The organism is Streptomyces sp. NPDC028298, from assembly GCF_055565895.1.
Genome location: NZ_JBVHTL010000002.1, coordinates 1311047 through 1334971 on the forward strand (window position 1 = coordinate 1311047; position 23925 = coordinate 1334971).

Annotated in this window: 20 protein-coding genes; 7 read left to right on the forward strand and 13 right to left on the reverse strand. The window is 72.4% G+C overall.

Translation table 11 applies throughout. From position 1 onward, the window contains the following. Positions 1–56: 56 nt before the first annotated feature. The 8 genes from ACZ4TO_RS14240 to ACZ4TO_RS14275 all read right to left on the reverse strand — a co-directional run bounded on the left by ACZ4TO_RS14240 (position 57) and on the right by ACZ4TO_RS14275 (position 8296). The gene (locus ACZ4TO_RS14240) at positions 57–854 is read right to left on the reverse strand and encodes an ABC transporter permease (RefSeq protein WP_385043725.1); all 798 of its coding nucleotides are present in this window, start codon (positions 852–854) and stop codon (positions 57–59) included. Continuing rightward, a complete protein-coding gene (locus tag ACZ4TO_RS14245; RefSeq protein WP_468024270.1) occupies positions 841–1686 on the reverse strand; it encodes a 2-aminoethylphosphonate ABC transporter permease subunit in 846 nt (281 codons plus the stop codon). Before ACZ4TO_RS14245 ends, ACZ4TO_RS14240 begins: the two co-directional genes overlap by 14 nt. Positions 1687–1810: 124 nt before the next feature. Further along, positions 1811–2863, reverse strand: coding sequence for an ABC transporter ATP-binding protein (locus ACZ4TO_RS14250; RefSeq protein ID WP_385043727.1), 1053 nt, complete (start codon positions 2861–2863; stop codon positions 1811–1813). Next, the gene (locus ACZ4TO_RS14255) at positions 2860–3573 is read right to left on the reverse strand and encodes an HAD family hydrolase (protein WP_468024271.1); all 714 of its coding nucleotides are present in this window, start codon (positions 3571–3573) and stop codon (positions 2860–2862) included. The genes ACZ4TO_RS14250 and ACZ4TO_RS14255 overlap by 4 nt, the downstream gene beginning before the upstream one ends. After that, positions 3567–4691 (reverse strand): TIGR03364 family FAD-dependent oxidoreductase, encoded by a 1125-nt coding sequence (locus ACZ4TO_RS14260; RefSeq protein ID WP_382790032.1) that lies wholly within the window; start codon positions 4689–4691, stop codon positions 3567–3569. Before ACZ4TO_RS14260 ends, ACZ4TO_RS14255 begins: the two co-directional genes overlap by 7 nt. Before the next feature lie 141 nt (positions 4692–4832). After that, on the reverse strand, positions 4833–5591 hold the full coding sequence (locus ACZ4TO_RS14265) for a GntR family transcriptional regulator (protein ID WP_382790034.1): 759 nt from the start codon (positions 5589–5591) through the stop codon (positions 4833–4835). 125 nt (positions 5592–5716) lie between these two features. Continuing rightward, the gene (locus ACZ4TO_RS14270) at positions 5717–6604 is read right to left on the reverse strand and encodes a hypothetical protein (RefSeq protein WP_468024272.1); all 888 of its coding nucleotides are present in this window, start codon (positions 6602–6604) and stop codon (positions 5717–5719) included. Between the two features lie 609 nt (positions 6605–7213). Continuing rightward, a complete protein-coding gene (locus ACZ4TO_RS14275) occupies positions 7214–8296 on the reverse strand; it encodes an ROK family transcriptional regulator (RefSeq protein WP_382790460.1) in 1083 nt (360 codons plus the stop codon). A 294-nt stretch (positions 8297–8590) separates the two neighbouring features. On the opposite strand from ACZ4TO_RS14275, the gene ACZ4TO_RS14280 reads away from it, so the two are divergent. Both ACZ4TO_RS14280 and ACZ4TO_RS14285 read left to right on the forward strand, forming a co-directional pair. Then, complete coding sequence (locus ACZ4TO_RS14280; RefSeq protein WP_382790040.1) at positions 8591–9682, forward strand: Gfo/Idh/MocA family oxidoreductase; 1092 nt, start codon at positions 8591–8593, stop codon at positions 9680–9682. Next, positions 9679–10152 carry a heme-degrading domain-containing protein gene (locus ACZ4TO_RS14285; RefSeq protein WP_468024273.1) on the forward strand — a complete coding sequence of 158 codons (474 nt, stop codon included), beginning with the start codon at positions 9679–9681 and terminating at the stop codon, positions 10150–10152. The genes ACZ4TO_RS14280 and ACZ4TO_RS14285 overlap by 4 nt, the downstream gene beginning before the upstream one ends. A 279-nt stretch (positions 10153–10431) precedes the next feature. Here the strand turns inward: ACZ4TO_RS14285 and ACZ4TO_RS14290 are convergent, their stop codons facing one another. The 4 genes from ACZ4TO_RS14290 to ACZ4TO_RS14305 form a co-directional block, all read right to left on the reverse strand. Then, positions 10432–11289: a fumarylacetoacetate hydrolase family protein gene (locus ACZ4TO_RS14290; protein WP_468024274.1), complete on the reverse strand. Its 858-nt coding sequence runs from the start codon at positions 11287–11289 to the stop codon at positions 10432–10434. A 171-nt stretch (positions 11290–11460) separates the two neighbouring features. After that, positions 11461–12237 (reverse strand): YidC/Oxa1 family membrane protein insertase, encoded by a 777-nt coding sequence (locus ACZ4TO_RS14295; protein ID WP_468024376.1) that lies wholly within the window; start codon positions 12235–12237, stop codon positions 11461–11463. Between the two features lie 168 nt (positions 12238–12405). Beyond that, positions 12406–12714: a DUF6412 domain-containing protein gene (locus tag ACZ4TO_RS14300; RefSeq protein ID WP_382790052.1), complete on the reverse strand. Its 309-nt coding sequence runs from the start codon at positions 12712–12714 to the stop codon at positions 12406–12408. A 255-nt stretch (positions 12715–12969) separates the two neighbouring features. Next, positions 12970–13542 (reverse strand): winged helix-turn-helix transcriptional regulator, encoded by a 573-nt coding sequence (locus ACZ4TO_RS14305; protein WP_468024275.1) that lies wholly within the window; start codon positions 13540–13542, stop codon positions 12970–12972. Positions 13543–13808: 266 nt separating this feature from the next. Between ACZ4TO_RS14305 and ACZ4TO_RS14310 the strand changes: the two genes are divergently transcribed. Further along, complete coding sequence (locus ACZ4TO_RS14310; RefSeq protein ID WP_468024276.1) at positions 13809–15245, forward strand: MFS transporter; 1437 nt, start codon at positions 13809–13811, stop codon at positions 15243–15245. Between the two features lie 24 nt (positions 15246–15269). Here ACZ4TO_RS14310 and ACZ4TO_RS14315 read toward each other — a convergent pair whose 3' ends face one another. After that, a complete protein-coding gene (locus ACZ4TO_RS14315; RefSeq protein ID WP_468024277.1) occupies positions 15270–16100 on the reverse strand; it encodes a class E sortase in 831 nt (276 codons plus the stop codon). Positions 16101–16398: 298 nt separating this feature from the next. Here ACZ4TO_RS14315 and ACZ4TO_RS14320 point away from each other — a divergent pair, with 298 nt between their 5' ends. From ACZ4TO_RS14320 to ACZ4TO_RS14335, 4 genes are all read left to right on the forward strand, one after another. Next, a complete protein-coding gene (locus tag ACZ4TO_RS14320; RefSeq protein ID WP_468024278.1) occupies positions 16399–17874 on the forward strand; it encodes a glycoside hydrolase in 1476 nt (491 codons plus the stop codon). A 239-nt stretch (positions 17875–18113) separates the two neighbouring features. Then, positions 18114–19133, forward strand: a complete 1020-nt coding sequence (locus tag ACZ4TO_RS14325; RefSeq protein WP_468024279.1) for an SEC-C domain-containing protein — start codon at positions 18114–18116, stop codon at positions 19131–19133. Positions 19134–19309: 176 nt separating this feature from the next. Then, positions 19310–20890: an ATP-binding protein gene (locus ACZ4TO_RS14330; RefSeq protein ID WP_468024280.1), complete on the forward strand. Its 1581-nt coding sequence runs from the start codon at positions 19310–19312 to the stop codon at positions 20888–20890. Positions 20891–21009: 119 nt separating this feature from the next. Next, the gene (locus ACZ4TO_RS14335) at positions 21010–23892 is read left to right on the forward strand and encodes a Z1 domain-containing protein (protein WP_468024377.1); all 2883 of its coding nucleotides are present in this window, start codon (positions 21010–21012) and stop codon (positions 23890–23892) included. The last annotated feature ends 33 nt before the right edge of the window (positions 23893–23925 follow it).

Consider the following 23925-nt stretch of genomic DNA (forward strand, 5'->3'; position numbering starts at 1 on the left):
GGCGAGATGAACTCCTTGCGTTGTCAGGGCTTTTGGGGGTGGGGCGGGCGGACGGATCAGCGGTAGGAGGCCCTGGTGCGGATCCGGGACACAGCGGACAGGACGAGCACGGTCGCCGTCATGAGGACCACGGCGAGCGCGGACCCGGTGAAGAGGGCGCCGCGGTCGGTGGCCGCGTAGATCTGGACGGGAAGCGGGGTCCAGTCGGGCGGGTAGAGCATCATGGTGGCGCTCAACTCGCCCATGGACAGGGCGAAGCAGAGGCCCGCCGCGGCGGTCAGCGAGGGCAGCAGCAGCGGCAGCCGCACCCGCCACAGCACGGTCGAGGGCCGGGCGCCGAGTGAGGCGGCGGCCTGTTCGTAGGCCGGGTCGAGACGGACGACGGCCGCCGACACCGACTGGTGGGCGAACGCCGTGACGAGAACGGCGTGCGCGAGGAAGACGATCCACCGGGTGCCGTTGAGCAGCATCGGCGGCTGGGAGAAGGCGACCAGGACCGCGAGCCCGACGACGACGGAGGGCACCGCGACCGGCAGCATGAACAGGGTGTCGAGGACACGCCTGCCGCGCCGTCCCAGGGCGTGCCCGGCGAGCGCGGCCCAGGTGCCGACGAGCAGCGCCAGCAGGCTCGCGGTGACCGCGGTGACCAGGCTGGTGGTGAGGGCGTGGAGGGACTCGCCCCGGGTGGCGGCCGCGTAGTGCCCGGTGGTGAGGCCGGAGGGGAGCACGCCGGACCAGTTGGTGGCGAAGGACGCGGCGAGCACGACGAGCAGCGGCAGGGCGAACAGGGGCAGGAAGAGGAGGAGGAAGACGGCCCAGACGGCCCACTTGCCCTTGCGGCTATGCACCAGCACGGCGGCTCACCACCCGGTAGAGACCGTAGAGACCCACGGAGATCAGGACGTTGACGACGGCGACGACGCAGGCTCCGGGATAGTCCGACTCCAGGATCGCCTTGCTGTAGACGAGCATCGGCAGGGTCGTGACCCCCTTCGCCCCGGTGAACAGGACGATCCCGAACTCGTTCAGGCAGAGCACGAGGACGAGGCTGCCGCCGGCCGCGAGCGCGGGCAGCGCCTCGGGCAGGATCACCTGCCGCACGATCCGCGCGGGCCGCGCACCGAGCGAGGAGGCCACTTCGAGCTGCCGGGTGTCGATCCCCGAGAAGGCGGCGAGCAGGGGCCGCATCACGAACGGGGTGAAGTAGGTGACCTCGGCGAGCAGAACCCCCCACGGTGTGGTCAGGAACCGGAAGGGGCCCTCGGCGGCCCCGGTGGCGCCGGTCCAGAGCCCGTTGGCGATGCCGACGGTCCCGTACACGAACAGCAGGGCGAGCGTGATCAGGAAGGACGGGAAGGACAGGAACACGTCGATGAACCGGGCGACCGCCTTGGCTCCGGGGAACGGCACGAAGGCGATGACCAGGGCGAGCGCGAACCCGAGGACCAGACAGCCGGCCGTGGACCCCACCGCCAGCCATACGGTGGTCCCGAGCGCCTCCCGGAACGCCGTGGAGGCGAACACGTCGCCGTAGGCCTGCGCCGAGGTCCCCCCGGTCTCGGGCCGGAACGACTGCCGGACGACGAGGGCGAGCGGGTAGAGGAAGACGAGGCCCAGGACGGCGACGGGCGGCAGGGCCCACAGCGCGGCGGTGGGCCGGCGCCGGGGGCCTCCTCCCCCCTCCACCCGCCGTGGTCCGTCGTTCCGCTCGGCGGCGGGGGTGCCCCCTGTCCGGGCGGAGCCGGGCGCTCCGGGGAGGCCGGGCACGGCCGGCGACGCCGGGTCGTCCGTGATCACGGGCTCACCGGGCCTACCCATCGGTCACCCCCGCGGCGAGCAGGACGGCGTCCTCCGGTGCGAAGTGCAGCTCGACGAGGTCGCCCGGCGCGGGGGCCGTGCGCAGCTCCCGCAGATCGGCCATCACCCGGTGGCCGCCCACGTCGACGTGGAGGCGATGGGTCGCACCGCGCCACTGCACGTCGGCCAGACGCCCGTTGAGGACGTTGGGGCCGGCGCCGAGTCCGACGAGGTGCGGCCGTACGCACAATGTGGCACCCGCGCCTTCGACGGCATCCCCGGTCGGCACCTTCAACTCGGTCCCGGCGAAGGTGACTCCGTCCACCGTCACCCGTACCGGCAGCAGGTTCGCCTCGCCCACGAAGGCCGCGGTGAACTCGGTGCGCGGCGCCCGGTACAGCTCCCGCGGTGTGCCGACGTCCCGCAGCCGCGCCTTGTCCATGACGGCGATTCGGTCGGCCAGCGTCAGCGCCTCGACCTGGTCGTGGGTGACGTAGAGGATCGACATGTCCGGCAGTTCCCGGTGCAGCCGCGCGAGTTCGACGAGCATCCCGGAGCGCAGCCGGGCGTCGAGCGCGGACAGCGGCTCGTCGAGGAGCAGGACCCCGGGCCGGATGGCGAGCGCCCGCGCGATGGCGACGCGCTGCTGCTGCCCGCCGGACAGCTCGCGCGGATGGCGCCGGGCGTACGCGGACATCCCGGTCATCTCCAGCGTCTCGGCCACCCGTTCGCGGATCTCGCCCTTGGAGATCCCGCGCGCCTTGAGGCCGAAGGCGACGTTGTCCTCGACCCGCATGTGCGGGAAGAGCGCGTACTGCTGGACGACCATGCCGATCCCCCGCCGGTGCGGCGGCAGTTCGGTCACGTCGCGGTCGCCGATGAACACGCGCCCGGCGGCGGGCCGCACGAAGCCGGCGACGGCCCGCAGCGCGGTGGTCTTCCCCGAGCCCGACGGTCCGAGCAGGGCCATCACCTCGCCGGGTTCGACGGCCAGGTCGAGGGAGTCGAGCACCGTGGTGCCGTCGTAGGCGACGGAGACCCGGTCGAAGCGGATGCCGCCGCTCATCGCCCGGCTCCGACGGCCGCGTCGGCGAGGAGCGCCGGGAGTTCGGCGACCGAGCCGAGCACGTATCCGGCCCCGGCGCCGCGCAGCGCCTCCTCCCGGTGCGCCCCGGTGAGCACACCGGCCACGACACCCGCCCCGGCGCGTACCCCGCTGAGCATGTCGTACGAGGTGTCGCCGGCGACGGCGATCTGCCGGACCCCCTCCGCGGCCCCGGTGCGCAGGAAGGCCTCCAGCACCATGTCGGGGTACGGGCGTCCGCGGCCTCCGGCGTCCGCCGGGCACAGCGTGAGCGGCACCAGGTCGCTCCAGCCGAGGGCGCCGAGGATCGCGTCCTGGGTGACACGGGCGAACCCGGTGCTCAGGACGACGGTCCGGCCGCCGCCCTGGAGTTCCTCGATCGCCTCGCGGGCCCCGGCGACCGGCGCGATGTGCCCCTCGTCGACGAGTTCCCCGTACGCCTTCTCGAAGGCGGCGTTGGCGCGCCGGGCGAGGGACTCCTCACCGAACAGGTGCCGGAACACGGAGATCTTGGACTCGCCCATGGTGGCCCGTACGTGGTCGAGCTTCGCCGCGTGGTCGGCGGAGCCGGGCTCGACGCCCAGTTCCGCGGCGGCCGCGGCGAAGGCCCGTTCCACGAGGCCGCCGTCGGCGACGGTGGTGCCGGCCATGTCGAGCACCACAAGTCGTATGTCGTTCAACTCGGTCACCATCCCAGCTCGTCGGCGGTGGTCTCCGCGATCGCGGGTGAGCAGGTCATACCGCGCCCGCCGGGCCCGGTGACCAGCCACACCCCGTCCCGCACCTGCTGGCGGTGCACGACCCGGCTCGGGTCGGTGCACTGCGCGTACACCCCGGCCCAGCGGCGCCGGATCCTCGGCAGCGGGCGGCCGAGGAAGGATTCGACGACCTCGGCGAGGTGGTCGTAGGGGTCTTCGAGGGTGTCGAAGGCGAAGGGGTGCTCGTACTCGTGGGTGTCGCCGATGGTGAGCCCGCCGTCGGCGCGCTGCACCATGAGCAACTGCATCCGGTGTTCGGCGGCGGTCGGCGCCTGCGGCTGAAGGGCGTTGAGCTCGTCCAGCGCCGCGCTCCGGTACGCGGGGTAGTAGCGGAAGCTGTCCGCGTCGGCGACGGAGGTGGTCAGCGGCTCGCCCAGCGGGTCGGTCTGCATCATCTGCAGCCGGACGCGCCGCACGGGCAGGTCGGGGCCCGCCAGTTCGCGTACGAGGCCGCCGAGCCAGGCTCCCGTGCACAGCACCACGGCGTCGCCGGTGTGGATGTCCCCGTGGTCGTCGCGCACCGCGTTCTCGCCGATCACCTCGCGGACCTCCCGGCCCGGCCTGAAGGTGTAGTTCGGTGACTTCAGCAGTGCTTCCCGCAGGGCCAGTTGGGCGGTGCGCGGCTCGACGGCCGCGTCCCGCTCGCAGTACAGGGCCGCTTCGAAGGTGCCGCGCAGCGCGGGGTTGACGGCTCGCGCCTCGTCCGCGGTGAGCAGTTCGTAGCCCCGGGCCGCGGCGTCGTCCCGGGCCAGGGCGGCCTCGGCGACGGCGAGTTCGCCCGGGTTGCGCACGGGGGTCAGCGACCCGCACGCCCGGAAGCCGAGGCCGGGGACGCTCGCCCCGATCTCCTCCCACAACCGCCGTGCCCTGAGGGCGGTTTCCAGCTCCTCTCCTCCGGCGCGTCCACTGACCCAGATCTGTCCGAAGTTGCGCAGCGAGGCCCCGCGGGCCTCCGCCTCACGCTCGATCTGGACGACCTCGTGGCCGCGCTCCACCGCATGCCAGGCGTGCAGGGTTCCCACCACGCCGGCTCCGACGACTATCACTCTCACGACGGCAACGCTCCTCGGGACGGGGGAATCGGGAGGGTCCGTCCGGCAACCGAATGATGAACTGCCCATCACGTTTGGGCTAGACCCGTTATCTCCACGTTATAAAAAGAGGCGGGCCGGAGCCCGCCTCACCGACGAGGTTCAGCCACCGAGACGCGCGGTGAAGGAGAACCGGTCGCCCCGGTACAGCGTCCGCACTCGCTCCAGCGGCAGCCCCCGGGTGTCCCGCGAGATCCGGTGGATCAGCAGCATCGGCAGCGCGGGAGGGGTCCCGATCAGCAGCGCCTCGCGCGGAGTGGCCAGTACGGTCTCGATCCGCTCGTCGGCGTCGCCGAACGCGACTCCGAGCCGGTCGTGGAGGTACGCGTAGAACGAGGAGTCGGGGTCGAAGTCGCGGTCGAGGTCCGGGACCCGGCCGACCGCGACGTAGGTGCTCTCCAGCCCGACCCGTTCGTCGTCCGCGAGCAGCACCCGCTCCATGTGCCAGACCGGCTCACCGCGTCTCAGCCCGGCCTCGGCGGCGAGGGGCTCCGGACAGGGGAAGCGGTCGAGGGAGACCAGCGTGCGACCGGGGGTGCGTCCCTGCCGTCGTACGCCCTCGGTGTAGCTCGCCAGCGACAGCGGCTGCTCCAGCTTGGGACCCGCGACCACCGTGCCACGGCCCTGCCGGCGCAGCTTCCCTTCGAGCAGCAGCTCACGGAGCGCCTGGCGCACCGTCTCGCGGGCGACCTCGTACTTCTCGGAGAGGTCGCGCTCGGTGGGCAGGAGCCCTCCCTCGCCCAGCTCCTCGACGAGCCGGGCGATGTGCGCCTTGACCGCGTAGTACTTGGGGATGCGGCCGTGCTCCGGAATGCCGGAGCGGACGGGGGCGCCGGGGTCCTGGTCGTTCGGATAGTCCACGGAAACGATCGTCGCAGACGGCGCGTCGGGCACCGCCGCCAGGTGCGGCGCCCCCGGACGCCGGCGCCGGACACCACCGCCGGGCGGGTCGGCTTCCGGCGTCGGCACCGGGATCGCTCCGGGTGTCAGCGCCGGCGCGGGCGCATCCAGCGGGCCAGGGCGAACAGTCCGGTGCCGAGGGCGACGAGGGCGAGGGCCAGCGCGGCCAGCGCCGGCCGGTTCGGTCTGCCCGGTCCCGTGCTGGCCAGCACGTCGGCGGACGGCGCGGTCGTAGCGGTCCCGGCGGTGGTCCCGCTGTCCGTGCCCGTACGAGCCGCGGCTCCGGGGTCCTCGCTCGCGCCGGGACTCGCGCCGGCGTCGGTCCCGGTGTCCCCGGTACCGCCCAGGTCCTCCCCCGTGCCGGTCTCCTTGCCCGCCTCGGGATCCCGGTCCCCGACGGCGCCCTCGATCCGGAAGCGGTAGGCGTTCGACTCCCCCACCCAGTCACCGTCGTCGTCGTGCTTCTGCACCACGGCCGCGTTCGCGACGACGGCGTTCGGGGCGCTCGCGCCGGAGGCCAGGGAGAGCCGTACCTTCACCGTCAGGGTGCGGCCGGGGGCGACGGTGAACCCGGGGAAGCCGTCGTCGAACGGTCCGACGTTCTCCTCCTGGTCGCTCCGTTCGAACCGCACCGCGTGGGCCCGCTCGCCCTCGTAGAACTCCAGCCGCGCCTGATCCGGCCGCAGGGTCCGCTTCTCGTCCACGAGGACGACGACCGGGTGGATCGCGCCGCAGGGGTGCGCCGTGGTGTTGGTGAGGTCGATGTACCAGGTCCCGGAGCCGCCGCCCGCCTGGTAGGCGTCGGGGCCGCCGTGGATCCGGGTCTTGATCGGGAAGTCGTGGGTGTCGGAGGAGACACAGTCCGGGCGGGCCTCCAGGGCCTGCGCGGGGGCGGACGTGAGCGTCACGAACAGCGCGAGAGCGGTCGGGGCTAGGGCGGTCGGAGCGAGCGGATGAGAGGTACGCAGTCGCATGAGGAGCCTTTGGCCGATCGGGAGGGGGCGTGGATCGGGAGGATCGAATGCGTCGGTCGGTCACCGGCAATGGCCCCGTGACCCTGCCACGCCGCACCCCTTCCATCGGACCGCCGAACGGGGAGTCACCCCCGTTCGGCCCCACAAGTCCCACCGTCCGGCGGCACCGCGCGGCGAGGGGTCCCGGGTACGGGGCCGGCGAAGGATCCCGGGTAGTACGGGGCCGGCGAAGGATCCCGGGTACGGGCCTGAGGAAGGTCCCGGGTACGGGCCGGACGAAGGGTCCCGGGTCCGGGCCTGAGGAAGGGTCCCGGGTCCGGGCCCGGCAAAGGAGCCCGGGTACGGGCCCGGCCGCCCCGGGACCGGCCCGTCCGCCACTCCAGGGACGACCTGTCCGCCCCCTCGGGGGCGACCCGCGTGACCGCGAACCGAGGCCCGGGCCCATGAGCCGAGGCCTGGGCCCATGAACCGGGGCCTGGGCCCGCGAACACCGCGGGGCACCGACCCGCTCAGCCGCTTCCCTCCGCCCGGCGCCAAGCCGCCCGGCGCGACAGGAACGACGCCCCGCTCGGCCCACGCGGGCGCGGCGCCCCGCCGGACGCGACCCGCTCAGCCCTCCCCGCGCCCGAACAGCGGAGCCAGGAGCAGTTGGGCCGCGCCCTCGGCCACCCCTCGTGCCCCGCCCGGAGCCACCCGGACCGGCACCGCCGCGCCGCCCCCCTCACGCCGGGCCCGTTCCTCCAGCACGGCCCCGACACCCCGGAGGAAGACCTCCTCGTGGGCCGCCACCGTGCGGCCGCCCAGCAGTACGAGGTCGATGTCGAGCAGCCCCACCAGGTTCGCCGCTCCGGCGCCCAGCACCCGGGCCGCCTCGGCCACGGTCCCCCGCCCCACCGCGTCCAGGCACAGCACCTCGATGCACCCGCGGTTCCCGCACTCGCACAGCGGCCCGTCGAGCTGGATGACCTGGTGCCCGAACTCCCCGGCCCCGGTACGGGCGCCCCGGTGCACGGCCCCGCCGATCACGAGCCCGGCACCCAGACCCGTACCGAGATGCAGATACGCGAAGGACCCGCCGCCCGCGAGGCCGGAGCCGGACCGGGCCCCGGTGCCCACCGCGACCCCGAGCGCCGCCGCGTTGGTGTCCTTGTCCACGACCACCGGCAGCCCGAGCCGCCCGGCCAGCGCGTCCCGCAGGGCGAACCCGTCCCACTCGGGGAATCCCGTCACCCGGTGCAGCACCCCGAGGGTGTGGTCGAGCGGCCCCGGCAGGGCGACCCCCACACCCAGCGGCGACACCCCGCCGAGCAGGGCCGAGACCTCCCCGGCCGCGCCCTCGACCACCGCTGCGGCTCCGGCCCCCAGGTCCAGCGGGGCGCGCCGCTCGGCCACCACCGCCCCGGTGAGGTCGCAGAGCACCGCGGTCAGCTCGTCACGGTCGAGATGCAGCCCGACCGCGTGCCCGGCCTCGGGCACGAGCCGCAGCACCGTACGGGGCTTGCCGCCCGTGGACGCGAGGCGCCCCGCCTCCGTCGCGAGGCCGTCGGCCCGCAGCCGCGCGGTGATCTTGCTGACCGCCTGCGGGGTCAGCCCGGTCCGTTCGGCGAGCTCAAGACGGCTGATGCCGGAGGCTCCCGCCGTGCGCAGCAGGTCGAGCACCAGCGCGGCGTTGTGACTGCGCAAGGCAGGCAGGTTGACCCCGACGGCCCCGGCGCCCGCCCCGACACCGCCGCCACCTCCGCCGCCGCCCCGGCTCCCGGGGACACCCGGGTTCGCGAAGACACCGGAGGTCCCGCCCCCGCCCTGGTCCGCGAAGACACCGGGAGCCGCACTCCCGCCCTGGTCCGCGAAAACTCCGGAAGTCCGGGGTACACCTGGATTCCCGGGGCTCCCCTGCTTCCCCGCCCCACCCGCATCGGTCCTGTTCACATCACCCATTGTCCCCCGCGCTTGCACTTTGGCAACAGCGTTGCGAAAGTAGAAGGCATGACAGGCATGACTGGTACTGGTACGCCCCTTCGCGTGGGTCTCGTCGGCTACGGCCTCGCGGGTTCCGTCTTCCACGCCCCGCTGATCGCCACGACCGAGGGGCTCACCCTCGACACCGTCGTCACCTCGAACCCGGAGCGCCAGGCACAGGCCCGCGCCGAGTTCGGCGACGATCTCCGCTTCGCCGCCACCCCCGAAGACCTGCTGGCACGCGCCGACGAACTCGACCTGGTCGTCATCGCGTCCCCGAACAAGACCCACGTCCCGATCGCGACCGCCGCCCTGAAGGCCGGCCTCCCCGTGGTCGTCGACAAGCCCATCGCCGGCACGGCGGCGGAGGCCCGCGAGCTGGCCGCCCTGGCCGACGAGCGCGGACTGCTGCTCTCCGTCTTCCAGAACCGCCGCTGGGACAACGACTTCCTGACCCTGCGCAAGCTGTTCGCCGACGGCGAGCTGGGTGACATCTGGCGCTTCGAGTCGCGCTTCGAGCGCTGGCGCCCGCAGCCGAAGGGTGGCTGGCGCGAGTCCGGCGACCCCGCGGAGATCGGGGGCCTGCTCTACGACCTCGGCAGCCACCTCGTCGACCAGGCGCTCGTCCTCTTCGGCCCCGCCGCCTCGGTGTACGCGGAGTCGGACGTCCGCCGTCCGGGCGCGCTGACCGACGACGACACGTTCATCGCGATCACGCACGAGAACGGGGTCCGCTCCCACCTCTACGTCACCGCGACGACCGCCCAGCTCGGCCCGCGCTTCCGGGTCCTCGGCTCGCAGGCGGGGTACGTCAAGTACGGCCTCGACCCGCAGGAGGCCGACCTGCGTGAGGGCAAGCGCCCCGGCGCCGGTGCCGCGTGGGGCGTCGAGCCGGAGGCCCTGTGGGGGCGCGTCGGCTCCGGCGAGTCCCCGCTGACCGGTGGCGGCCGTCCCGAGCCGACGGTCCCGGGCACGTACCCGGCGTACTACGCGGCCGTCGCCGCCGCCATCCGTGACGGCGCCCCGAACCCGGTCACCGCCCACGAGGCCGCCGCCGCGCTCGACGTCCTGGAGGCGGCCCGCCGCTCCGCCCGCGAGTCCGTGGTGGTGTCCCTGTGAACGCGCCCGTCGCACCGGAGATCGCCGAGCTCGAGGAGCAGGAGCGCCGGCTGACGCTCCCGCGTTTCACCCACGACGACGCCTGGGCCCTCGGCACCCTGCTCGTCGAACTCGCCCGCGAGCGCCAGGCGCCGGCCGCCATCGACATCCGCCGTGGCGGCCAGCAGCTCTTCCACGCGGCGCTGCCGGGTTCGACCCCGGACAACGACGCCTGGATCGACCGCAAGCGGCGCGTCGTCGAGCGGTACGGGTGCTCCTCGCTGCTGGTCGGCTCGCGCTTCCGCGCCAAGGGCACGACCTTCGAGGACTCCTCGCGCCTGGACCCCGACACGTACGCGGCACACGGCGGCGCGTTCCCGATCGCGGTGACGGACGCGGGCGTCATCGGCACCGTGGTCGTCTCGGGCCTCCCCCAGGTCGAGGACCACAGGATGGTCGTAGAGGCCCTGGAGAAGTTCCTGACGGCCTGACTCACGGTTCCCCGCGCCCGTCAGGGGCGCGGGGAAACTCCGTGAGGCGCGCGGGTCAGGGGCGCGGGAAAGCCCCGTGAGGCGCGCGGGTCAGGGACGCGGGAAAGCCCCGTGAGGCGCGCGGGGAACTGCGCGAGCAACCACGACGCACGCGCGGAGAACAGCGCACAGCAGACCCCCGTCAGGGGCGCGGGGAACTGCGCGACCAACCACGACGCACGCGCACGCGAAACGGCACCCGGGCCGAAGCGAACCCACCCGGCGAACCCAGCGGAGCGCTCACGCGTCGGCGAGCACCTGCCGCTGCCGCCCCAGCCCGTCGATCTCCAGCTCCACGACGTCCCCCGCCCGCAGGTACGGCTTCGGCTCGGGCCGGCCGAGCGCCACCCCGGCGGGCGTACCGGTGTTGATCACGTCCCCCGGGTACAGGGTCATGAACTGGCTCACGTACCGGACGACCTCCGCGACCGGAAAGATCTGCTCGGCCGTCGTACCGTCCTGCTTGAGCTCCCCGTTCACCCAGAGCCGCAGCGACAGCGCCTGCGGGTCCGGGATCTCGTCCGCCGTCACCAGCCACGGCCCCAGCGGGTTGAACGTCTCGCAGTTCTTGCCCTTGTCCCAGGTGCCGCCGCGCTCGATCTGGAACGCCCGCTCGGAGACGTCGTGCGCCACCGCGTACCCGGCGACATGCGCGAGCGCCTGCTCCCCGGACTCCAGGTAGCGGGCGGTACGGCCGATGACGACGGCCAGTTCGACCTCCCAGTCCGTCTTCACCGACCCGCGCGGCACGAGCACCGTGTCGTTCGGGCCGACCACGGTGTCCGCCGCCTTGAAGAAGATCACCGGCTCGGCGGGCGGCTCGGCCCCGGTCTCCTTGGCGTGGTCGTGGTAGTTCAGCCCGATGCACACGACCTTGCCGATCCGGGCCAGCGGCGGTCCCACGCGCAGTCCGTCCGCGTCCAGCGCGGGCAGCTCACCGGCCGCCGCCGCGGACCGGATCCGGCCGAGCGCCGCGTCGTCGGCGAGCAGCGCCCCGTCGATGTCGGCGACGAGGCCCGACAGGTCCCGCAGGGTCCCCTCGGCGTCGAGCAGCGCGGGCCGCTCCGATCCGGACGTACCGACTCGCAGCAGCTTCATGGTCACCATCTCCCTCGGTCGCGGGCCGTCCGGCCGACGGGTGCGGCCGTCGGAGGGACCGTGCGATCCTCCAAGCTCGCCGTCCAGTCCGCAAGACCCCGTTCACGGACCGGACCCGATCCCGGCCCCGGCCCCGGACCCGACCCGGCGACGGCCTCAGACCCGGCAGCGTCAGGCGAGCGCCGCGGCCGCGGGCGCCGCCCCCGGCATGTCCCGGTAGAGCACCGCGCGCTCCACGGCGCTCCAGGTCGCGCTGGTCACGACGTACAGGGCGGCGGCCAGCGGCACCACGGCCACGGTGAACAGCGTGAAGAAGGACATGAACGGCATGATCTTGCCGACCGAGGCGAGGGCCGAGGCGGCCGCCTGCTCGCTCTCGCTGCGGCCCTCGCTCTGGCCGTCGCCCGCCGGATTCGATGCGGCCGTCATCCGCTTCGTACGCACGTAGTTGAACGCGGCCACGGCCGTGACGACGGCGAAGAGGCCCAGGTAGACGAGACCGGCCGGGCCGAAGAGCCCGCCGTCGCCGAGCGCGTCCGCCCACCGGTCCCCGAGCGGCGCGGCGAAGAGCTTGTGCCCGAGCAGGGTGTTGGCCTCGCCGCCGATCGTCGAGCTGGAGAACAGGTGGTAGAGGAGGAAGAAGGCCGGCATCTGGAACAGGCTGGGCAGACATCCGGAGAGCGGCGACACCTTCTCCTCGGCGTGCAGTTCCATCAGCGCCTTCTGGAACTTCTCGCGGTCCTTCCCGTGCTCCTTCTTCAGCTCGGCGATCCGCGGCTGGAGCGCCGCCCGCGCCCGCTGTCCGCGCGCCGAGGCCCGCGACAGGGGATGCACGAGCAGGCGTACGAGCGCGGTGAACAGGACGATCGCGGCGGCGGCGGCCGAGGCGTGGAACAGCGGCTGGAGCAGATCGGCGAGGTGCTCGACCAGGTGCGCGAAAACGGACATGAACGTGGACATGCGTGAGCCCTCCGGGGGTCTCGTCGTGCCGGGAGTACGGATTGCGGCATGACGACCAGCGCGGGGTCACCCGTGACGGAGTGCCACTCGGGGTGGATCACCGGGAGTGGAGAGCCACCCCGGCAAACGGTCACCCGGGGCGGAGAAAGGGGTGCCCTACGCGGTCGCCTGGAGGGCGTGTCCGGGGGCCCGGGGGCGCGGCCGTCCGCTGGCGTCGGGATCGCGCTGCGGCAGGAAGGCCGTGCGGCGGTCGCGGTCGCGGATGGCCGTACGGACCCGGGTGGGCGTCACGACGGGCGCGCAGCGCGCCACGATGAGGGAGCACGCGGCGAAGGCGGACCCGGCGGCGGCCGTCGCGGCGATCGCGACGGTGGCGGTGAGGGAGCCCGTGTCGAGCAGCGCGACCTCGAGGAGCAGGAGCAGCAGTACGGCGGCGGGACGGGCGTCGGCCCAGGTCCGGATCATCGACCGCTCCTCCTCTCATACGCGGTGCGCGTGTCTCTCCGTTCGTTATACAGGATGGTTCCGGACCAACCGCCCCGGATCGACTGCGGAATCGGTCACTGGATCCGGCTCGGGGGCGGTACGCACGGGCGCGCGGGTCGGTGCGTACGGGACCAGTTGATCGGTGCGTACGGGACCAACGGGTCGGTGCGTACGAGGCGACCGGAGCGGTGCGTACCCACAGGTCAGGCGAGCGGGTCGGCGCATACGTACGGGTCAGGCGTCCGGTGCGGCCGGTCCCCCGGACATGGCAGCCGCCGGGTTCCGCGGGTCCGTGTCGAGCGGCTCCAACAGCCGCCTCGGCGCGACCAGGGCGCGGCTGACCGGATCCGCCGGGTCCCGGTCGAGTCCGGGCCCCGGTGTCATCTCGACGTCCGGGACGGGCACGACCATCGCGCAGCGGGGGCATTCGCCGTACGGGCCGAGCTCCGTGCCGCAGGCGGCGTGCCGGAAGTACCGCAGCCGGCTCTCGCCGAAGTGCTCGCGGCCCCACAGGCCGAGCGAGCGCAGGGTGGGCCACAGGGCGACACCGCGTTCGGTCAGGACGTACTCGTCACGCGGCGGCGACTCCTGATAGCGGCGCTTCTCCAGGATCCCTTCGGCGGTGAGCGCCTGGAGGCGGGCCGCGAGCACGGCCCGCGGGATGCCGAGGTGCACGAGGAAGTCGTTGTAGCGCCGTACGCCGTAGAGCGCGTCGCGGACGACGAGAAGCGTCCAGCGCTCGCCGACGACCTCCAGCGCGCGGGCGATCGAGCACTCCTGCGTCGCGTAGTCCTTGCCCAGAGCCATGCCCCCACTGTAGCCACTTTTCGACATGTTGGTTCATTGAACGAACCTAGGTGTTACGGTCTACGCATGCACAAGGTTCAATGACCGAACCTAATGACCGAACCTGATGGCCGGACCCAGGGGACGCGGACGGGTCGACCAGAACCGCCACCCGTCCACCCGTCCACCCGTCCACCCGTCCACCCGTCCACACGTCCACACGTCCATCCGTCCATCCGTCCACCCGATGAACCGACCTACCCGACCCAGGGAAGTGAAGGCAGGCCATGACCCGGCTCGACCGGCCCGACACCAGCACGCAGCCCGCGCACGCCACCGGCGTCGTCTCCCCGGCCTCCCCGGCCACCTCGGTCTCCCCGGCGGACAGCGGTCCGCGGGCCACCCCGACCCTCGCCCTCACCAGTGCCGCCACCGCCGTGGCCCTGATGACGTACACGGCCCCGATGGTCACGCTCCCCGACACCGCGGCCGCTCTGCACACCTCCGTCTCCGCCCAGGCCTGGCTACTCAACGGCACCCCGCTGGGCCTGGCCGCGCTGCTCCTGGTCGCGGGCAGCCTCGCCGACGACTACGGCCGCCGCCGGATCTTCCTGGCCGGCACCGTCGCCCTCGGTCTCACCACGGCCCTGGGCGCGCTCGCGAACTCCACCTGGCTGTTCACCCTGGCCCGCATCGCGCAGGGAGCGGCGAGCGCGGCGATCCTCGCGAGCAGCCTGGGGCTGATCGTGCACGCCTTCCCGACCCCGCGCGGACGGCTGCACGCGACGGGGGTGTGGGGCGCGTTCGTCAGCGGCGGCATCGCGGCGGGCCCGCTCCTCGCCGGCGCGATAGCGGGCTGGGACTGGCGGATGGCGTACGCCGTCCTGGGCGCCGCCGCGCTGCTCGTCGCCCTCCTGGGGACCCGCGCCCTGACCGAGTCCCGCGCGCCGCGCGGCGGCCGGCCCGACCTCGCCGGAGCACTGACCTTCGGCCTCGCGCTGGTGTCGCTGGTGGCGGCGCTGACGCTCGGCCGCGACGGCTGGCTGCGCGCGCCGGTCGGCCTGCTGCTGGCCGCGTTCCTCGTCCTGATGGCCGTGTTCGTCGCCGTCGAACGCCGCAGCGGCACGCCCATGATCGACCTGGGCCTGCTCCGGCACCGCCGCTTTCTCGCCTCGTCGGCCGGCGGCCTCTTCACGGGCCTCGCGGTGATCGGCCTGTTCAGCTTCCTGCCGGCGCTGCTCCAGCGGACGCTCGGGATGTCCGCCATGGACACGGCGTGGCTGTTCCTGCTGTGGTCCGGGCTCTCCTTCACCGTCGCCCTCCAGGCCCGCCGTCTCGCCGGCCGGGTCTCGCACCGCCATCAGCTCGCCCTCGGTTTCGCGCTGCACGCCGTCGGCGTCCTGACGATGCTCGGCGCGATCGGCTCCGGTTCCTGGACCCACCTGCTGCCGGGCTTCGTGCTCTCCGGGGTGGGCAGCGGCCTGCTGAACGCCGCGCTGCCCCTGCTGGCCGTCGAGTCCGTGCCCGCGACCCGCGCGGCGATGGGCTCGGGCGCCCAGCAGACCTTCCGTTACATCGGCTCGTGCGCCGGGGTCGCCCTCACGATCGCCCTGGTCACCTCCACCGGCGGACCGGCGCACGGCGCGGACGTCGCGATCGCCGTGTCGGCGGGACTGGCCGCCGTGGCCGCGGCGAGCGTCCTGGTCCTGCGGGACCGGACGTGACCCCTGATCGTCAGCCCCCGATCGTCAGCGGGGCCGCATGGAGGTGAGCTTTCCCCACACCGCCATGCGGTACCGGGAGGTGTACTCGGGGGTGCACGTGGTGAGCGTGATGTAGTACCCGGGCCGCGTGTACCCGTACGACGGCCGGACGGTGCTGCGCGGCACGGGGCGGATCACCCCGACGTCCCGGGCGGAGGTCTGTGACAGCGTCCGGTCGACGGTGTACGTGTACACGGCGGTCTTCGTCTCCACGGTGATCGTGTCGCCGCGCCGGAGCCTCGGGAGGTACCGGAACGGCTCCCCGTGGGTGTTCCGGTGCCCGGCGAGCGCGAAGTTCCCCGGCCGGCCCGGCTGCTGGGTGCCCTTGTAGTGACCGACGTACCCCTTGTTCAGGACATTCGCCTTGCTGACGCCCTCGGCGACCGGCACCCGCAGGGAGAGCCGTGGGATGCCGAGGACGGCGTAAGCCTGCGACCAACGGGGCTGCTGCCGGCCGCCGTCGGCCGCCGCCCCCGACAGGGCGTCGCGTCCCGCCGACCGTCCCGCGGACTCGCCGCCCCCACTTCCCCCGGCCCCTCCGGCCTTCCCTGCCCCCGTCGCGTCCGCGTCGGACCCCGAGACCCCCGAGGTCCCCGAGGCCTCCGGGTCCGGGGTCCCCCACTCCCGCTTCAGCGCCTGCACCTTGCGCTCGGCGCCGTGCCGCGCCTGCCGGTTGGTCCACCACAGTTGGTGCGCCACCAGGAGGAGCAGCACCACTCCGACGGTGACGAGCACCTCGGCCCCGCTCCACGCCGCTCGCCGGAGCGCGGCCCGCCGCCGTCGCGTGCCGTGGTGCACGACCCCCGGAGCCCGCATCCGTCCGCCCCCTTCGCCGGGCGCACGATAGGCGTCACCCCGCCAACTCTCCAGCCCCGCGCGGCTCCTGTCCGGTCCGGTGCTTCCTCCACCGGTTTTAGAAAGGGCTGTCGCAACCCTCGACAACCTCAGCCGCCACACCCGATGCTTCCTGATGGCATCAGCGGGACGGCATCAGTGGGACGGGCAAGCGCCGGCGGGACCAACCGGCGACCGAGTTCGAAGTCGAGTCGACAGCCATGGCCGACTCCGTCCGCGAAGGACGTGAGTCGCGCTGAGACGGACGGAGAAGCCAGCCATGATCCGACGCAGAACACTCCTGGGCGCCGCGGGCGGTGCGGTCCTCGGCGGGGCCCTGGCGACCGGCACGGCCCGCGCCGACGCGACGATCGCGGTGAACCCGGCGACGACGTACGGGAAGTGGGAGGGGTGGGGCACCTCACTGGCCTGGTGGGCGGGCGTCTTCGGCGCCCGCGACGACTTCGCCGACCTCTTCTTCACCACCAGGTCGACGACGTACAACGGCGTTTCCCGCCCGGGCCTGGGCCTGACCATCGCCCGCTACAACCTGGGCGCGTGCTCCTGGAACAGCGTGGGCGGCGAGACGATGACGGCCTCCGCGAACATCCCCTCCTTCAAGCAGATCGAGGGCTACTGGCAGGACTGGAACAACGAGGACCCGACGTCCTCGGCCTGGAAGTGGACGGCGGACGCCACCCAGCGCGCCGCCCTGACCAAGGCGACGGCCCGCGGCGCGACGAGTGAACTGTTCGCCAACTCCCCGATGTGGTGGATGTGTCTGAACCACAACCCCTCGGGCGCGTCCGGGGGCGGCAACAACCTCCAGTCCTGGAACTACCGCCAGCACGCCTCCCACCTCGCGGCGGTCGCGCTCTACGCGAAGACGAACTGGGGGGTGAACTTCGCCACCGTGGAGGCGTTCAACGAGCCCTCCTCCGCCTGGTGGACGTCCACCGGCACCCAGGAGGGCTGCCACATGGACGCGACCGTCCAGTCGGCCGTACTCCCCTACCTGCGCAGCGAGTTGGACAAGCGGGGCCTGACGGGCACGAGGATCTCCGCGTCGGACGAGACGAGCTACGACCTGGCCCGTACGACATGGGGTTCCTTCAACTCGACGACCAAGGCCCTGGTCGACCGGGTCAACGTGCACGGCTACCAGGGGTCGGGCGGCCGCCGTGACCTCCTCTACGCGGACGCCGTGACGACCTCCCGCAAGGTCCTGTGGAACTCCGAGTACGGCGACGGGGACGGCACCGGCCTGACCCTGGCGAGCAACCTCCTCCTCGACTTCCGCTGGCTGCACCCGACCGCCTGGGTCTACTGGCAGGTGATGGACCCCACGGCGGGCTGGGGCATGATCAAGTACGACGCGAGCACCCTGACGGCCGGCGCGGTGGAGACGAAGCTGTACGTGATGGCCCAGTTCAGCCGCCACATCCGGCCCGGCATGACGATCGTGGACACGGGCGTGGACTACGCGGTGGCGGCGTACGACGCGACGGCGAAGCGCCTGGTGATCGTCGCGGCGAACAAGGCCACGTCCGCCCAGACCCTGACCTTCGACCTCTCCCGCTTCACCACGGTCTCCGGCGGCACGGGCGGCCTGGTCCCCCGCTGGACCACCCTGACCTCCGGCACCGGCGACCTCTACACCGCCCACGCGGACACCTACCTGACCGGCAAGTCCGTGGCGCTCCCGTTCCCGGCGGGGGCGGTGCAGACGCTGCAGGTGGACGGGGTGACGGCGTGATCCGGGGCTGACCGGACCCGGCACCGGGGACCACGACCCGCCCACGGACGAACCGACGGCCGGGCTGGGCGCCCGCACGACGCACGACGCACGACGCGTCGAACCAGCGAAGCGCTGAAGCAGTGAACCAGCGAAGCGCTGAAGCGGTGAAGCGGCGTGGAATATGCCGTCGGGGACTCCCGTGTCTCTGGCCTGCAGGTCTCTCTCCTTGACGGCCCGGCGGCAGTACGGTGTCCCCCATGCGCCCCGACACGCCTGCCGAGAACGTCGACCACACCGCCGAAGCGGCTCGCCTGGAGCGGACCGCCGGCCTGTACCCGGAGGACGCCGAGCACCTGCTCCTGCAGGCCGCGGCCCACCTCGAACTGGCCGGCGACCGCCCCGGCGCCACCACCCTCTACGACCGCCTCCTCTCCTCGGACACCCCCCTGGAGAAGCCGTATCTGGTCCGCGCCCTCAAGGCCTCGAACCTGTGGGAGTACGACCACGAGGCCGAGGCCCGCGCGATCATCGACGGAGTCCGGGCGGCGGCCCCCCGCGACCCGGCCCCCTGGGTGATCGTCGCGGAGGCCCTGGAGTCGCACGACGAACTGGAAGCGGCACAGGACACCTTCACCGAGGGAACGACCCTGCTCCTGACGGACGTTCCGGAACCCCCGTACTCCACGCTCCCCCTCCTGTTCGGCCGTCACCGGGTGCGCCGCATGCTGGGCGCGGCGCACGACGAGTGGGACGCGCTGGCCGACACCCTGCACTCGTCCCCGATCTCCCTGGACGAGCTCCACGACCCCAAGCGGGTCTGGTCACTCGGCTCGGACAACCCGGCGGAACTCCAGGCCGAGATCAGCCGCCTCCAGGCCGAACTGGGCGCCTACCGCGAGGCCCTGTCGCGCCCGTTCCCGGTGGCGGTCCTGCACTGGTCGGCCCCCGAACTCACGGAACTGACCACCGCGTACCCGGACCTCACCACCGAGTACCCGACGCACGACGAGCACCTCGCGACGATAGAGGCGTCCCTGCGCGAACTGGCCCTCTCCGGCACCCCGAACCTGGGCATCGTCACCGCCACGGTCCCGTCCTACGAGGCCTTCGCCGCCTCGGAGGCCGCCTCCCCCTCGGACACGACCCTGCTCCCCCAGTACGCGACGACCCTGGCGGCCCGCGGCCTGGCAGTGGCGTGGCCCCCGCAGCGGGGGTCGGAGTGCTGGTGCGGGTCGGGGGTTGCCTATGGGGAGTGTCACGGGGCCCAGGTCGCCTGAGACCGGCGGCGGCACACCCCTCGAAACGCGGTCCCCGAAGGACCCGGGGGCCGCGTTCGTATTTGTGTCGGCCCCGTTACTCCTCCACAACTCGTTCACGCTAACGTCACACCTGATCTGCTGAACCGGCATGCCCGCACGCACTTCGGGCGTGTCCCTGCTCGCGAGGACCACGTATGGCGCCCTACCAGCCGTCTTCCGACTGGCAGTTCGACGTACCCACGAGCGGAAGCAAGCGGCTTCCCCCGGCGGCCAGGTCGTTCGAATCACTCGCCCACCAGGGCTACGGCTTCGAAGCGGCCATCGCCGACCTGATCGACAACTCGATCGACGCGGGAGCCCGCAACGTCGTCGTGAGCTTCCTGAGGGACACGGGCGACCGCGGCGGACGCGACCGCCTCGTCGGTCTGCTCGTCATCGACGACGGTCACGGCATGGACGAGACGGGCCTGGACACGGCCATGACCGTCGGCGGGCGCGAGAACTACGCCGCCGGGGCCCTCGGGCACTTCGGCGCCGGGCTGAAGGCCGCCTCCCTCTCGCACGCCGACGCGCTCACCGTCATCAGCCGGACCAAGCGCAGCCCGTCGACCGGCCGTCGCTGGCTCACCGCCCGCGCGCAGGCCGACTTCACCTGCGACATCGTCGACGCGACGTACTGCCAGGACCTGGTCGACCGCTATGACGGGATCATCGGCTGGCACGGCACGATCGTGCGCTGGGACCAGGTCCGCCCGTTCGAGACCATCACCGACGGCCAGACCGACCGCTACCTCAACGACGCGATCGACCGGCTCGAGACCCACCTCGGCCTCTACCTCCACCGCTTCCTCGCCCGCGACGGCTTCCACATCGACATCGTCGTCGAGGACGTCCACACCCGGGAGGAGCTGGACCATCGGGGCGTCGAGCCCATCGACCCGTTCGGGTACCGGATCCCCGGCCGTCCCGGCTATCCCCGTACGTACACCGCCCCTGTGGAAGGCCTCGGAGACGTCTCGTTCACGGCGCACATATGGCCGCCGAAGTCTCCACTGGTCGCCTACCGCGGCATCGGCCCGCTCGCCGAACGCCAGGGCTTCTACCTCTACCGCAACGACCGCCTCGTCCAGGCCGGCGGCTGGAACGACACCCGCAGCCCGGAGAGCCACCTCGCCCTCGCCCGGATCGCCCTGGACCTGCCGTCCGAGCCCAACGACGTGTTCTCCCTGACCGTCAAGAAGGACGGCGTGCAGGTCACCCCGGCGTTCGCCCGCGGTCTGGAGAGGGCGGCGAACTCCGGCACCGGTCACACGTTCACCGAATACGTCCGTGACGCGGAGACGGCCTACCGCGAAGCCGCCAAGCGGCGTACCGAGGTCAGACGCATGGCCGTCATCCCGCCCGGCAAGGGGATCGATCCCAAGCTGAAGCGGACGCTGCGGGACGAACTGCCCCAGCTCGAGGGCGACGACCCCATCACGTTCGTCTGGGCCGGACTTGAGGTGCCGGCCGGTGTGGACTCCGCCGACCTCCTCTTCACGATCGACCACAAGGAGCGCCTGGTCGTCCTCAACAGGGACTACCGGCATGCCTTCAACGGCGGCCGCCGAGGGGGCTCCAACGACGCTCCGGTCCTCAAGAGCCTTCTCTACCTGATGCTCAACGAGATCTTCCAGAAGGAGCGGGTCTGGGCCAACCAGACCGACAAGGTCGCCCTCTGGAACAGCGTGCTCGTCGCCGCCGTACAGGCCGAACTCGCCCGCGCCGAGGACTAGTCCACCCCGCTCCCCCGCGTCTTCCCGCACACCAGAGAGGCCACCCGACCACCGTGACCGCCGAGAACGCGCCCGCTCCCGACCGCCTCACCGACCTGCACGGCGAGGTGCTCGACGCGATGAGCCGGCGCGGCCCCAAGCACTTCGCCAAGCTCGCCTTCGCGCTCGCCGACGAGGAAGAGCCGGGGGACACGGACGTGGCCGGATTCCACGAGCGCATCCTCGCTGCGGCACCCGGGGACGACCTGCTCTCCGTCTGGCGCCGCAAGCTCACCGCCTGGGACTTCGAGCAGACCCCGTCGTGGTCGGCGACGACGGCGCGTACCCCCGAGCGCCGCGCCGAGGTCTACGACAAACTCGCGCTGGACGCGGATCTCCGCAAGGCGTTCGACACCGCGGTCCCCGTCCACACCGAACCCGGACCCGTCACCATCAGCCGGGAGTTCCAGCCCTGGTACACCCGGCAGCAGGCGGCGAACCGCTCCTTCTACTGGACGTCGTACGAGCGACTGCTGCGCCGCAAGGGCTGGGGCGACGCGGCCGTCTCCGGCCTGGACGAGGCCGCCCACGCGGTCGTGGAGCGGCTGGCCGACCCCACCCGTGACGACCCGTACGGCGCGCGCGGACTGGTCGTCGGCTACGTGCAGTCCGGCAAGACCGCCAACTTCACCGGAGTCACGGCCAAGGCCATCGACGCCGGCTACCGGCTGGTCATCGTGCTCGGCGGCACACTGAACCTGCTGCGCGGCCAGACCCAGCGCCGGCTCGACATGGAACTGATCGGCCAGGAGAACATTCTCGGGGCCGCCGACCCGAACGACCCGGACGCTCTTGTCGGCATCGACTACCAGGACGACGAGGACTGGCCCGCCAAGTTCGTCTCCTTCGGCGCCCGCCCCTCCGACCTCGGCGCCTTCGACATCGAGCGGCTCACCTCCCGCGACCGTGACTACATGTCCCTGGAACGCGGCATCAGCGCGCTGGAGTTCGAGAAGCCCGACCGCACCCGCCCCTTGCACGATCCGGCGAACCTGCACGCGGCCCGCGCACGAATCATGGTGGTGAAGAAGAACAAGTCGGTGCTGGAGAAGCTGGTCAAGGACCTCAAGAAGATGGGTCCGATCCTCGGCGAGATCCCGGCCCTGATCATCGACGACGAGTCGGACCAGGCGTCCGTGAACACCACGGACCCCAAGAAGTGGGAGGACGGCAAGGTCACCCGCACCGCGATCAACGGCCAGATCAGCAAGCTCCTGAAGCTGCTGCCTCGCGCCCAGTACGTCGGCTACACCGCGACCCCGTTCGCCAACGTGTTCGTCGACCCGGGCGACGAGGAAGATCTCTTCCCGCGCGACTTCCTGATCTCGCTGCCCCGGCCCACCGACTACATGGGCGTCCAGGACTTCCATGACCTGGACACGATCGACGACGAGGGCGAGGCCGAGAAGAAGCACGTCCGGGGCATCTACGACTGCACCGGCGACCGCCTCCAGGAGGCCCTGGACGCCTTCGTCCTCACGGGCGCACTGAAGATCTACCGCGCGGAGCACGGCGTTTCCTCCGACCCGTTCCGGCACCACACGATGCTGGTGCACGAGTCGGTCCGCATGGCGGAGCACGCGGTGCTCGCCGAGCGCATCAAGACGATGTGGCGCAACGCCGCGTACAAGGGACAGGGCCACGCACGCCTGGCGGCTCTCTTCGAGAGAGACATCCGCACCTTCGCGGACAGTTCATTGCCCACTCCCGAGACGTATGCGGAACTCAAGCCGTTCGTCTCCGGATCCTGCCAGCTGATCGAGCGGGGAGGCAGCCCCGTCATCGTCGTCAACGGCGAGAGCGAGGGCGACTACGCCCAGCCGGACCTGGACTTCGACCGCACCCCCAACGTCTGGAAGATCCTCGTCGGCGGCACCAAGCTGTCCCGCGGCTTCACCGTCGAGGGCCTGACGATCACGTACTACCGCCGGACGACCCAGCAGGCCGACACCCTGATGCAGATGGGCCGCTGGTTCGGCTTCCGCCCCGGCTACCGGGACCTGGTGCGGCTGTACATCGGCCGCGAGGAACGACTCGGCAAGGGCCGCAACGCCAAGACCGTCGACCTGTACGAGGCCTTCGAGGCGATCTGCCGGGACGAGGAGCTCTTCCGCGCCGAACTGGCCCGCTACGCCCCTCTGGTGGACGGCCGCCCCCAGGTCACCCCCGCCCAGATCCCGCCCCTGGTGAGCCAGCACCTCCCGTGGGTGAAGCCGTCGGCCCGGAACAAGATGTTCAACGCGGAGCTGGTGGAGGTGCGGTCGCCGGGGTCGTGGGTGGAGCCGACCGCCCATCCGGACACCTCGGCGGGCCTGGCCGAGAACACCGAATGCTGGGAGCCCGTACTCGCCGCATTGGGTGAGGACCCGGTGCGCCTTTCGGTCAGGGACGGCCCCGCGTACGAGGCACGTGTAGGAACGGTGTCGCACGACACGCTGACCAAGGTGCTGTGCGACCTGCGATGGTCCATACCGAGCCAGTTCTCTCCGCACCTGGAATTCCTGCTGGAAGCGGGACGGCGACCGGCCGCGATCGACGACTGGCTCGTGATCACGCCGATGCAGACGTCGGCCGACCGCGTGGAAGCTCGCATCCTGGGCCACGGTCCGTTCACGCCGGCCCGCCGTGGTCGCCGGCGCGGCTCGCTCTTCGGCGCCCTGAGCGAGCCCAAGCATCGTGCTCCCGCCCTGCGGGTCGCGGGTGCCGTCGACACGGTCGGGAACGCGTCGGTCGAGCAGTTCGTCCGCCCGCGTCGTGGCGCGGTCCTGCTCTATCCGGTCGTCGAGTCCGAGCCGCGTCTCGCCGCCGGCAGGACCCTGAACCCCGGTGACGTCGTGATGGCCTTCTCGTTCGTCGCGCCGAGATCGTCGGCGGACACCGACGGCCCTCTGATCCGATTCCGTGCGATCGACTCGAGCCGGCAGGATGCCGTCGTCATCGCCCGAGACGACCTTCACTCCTGAGGCGCGACACCATTGGACGACATGAGGCCCTCC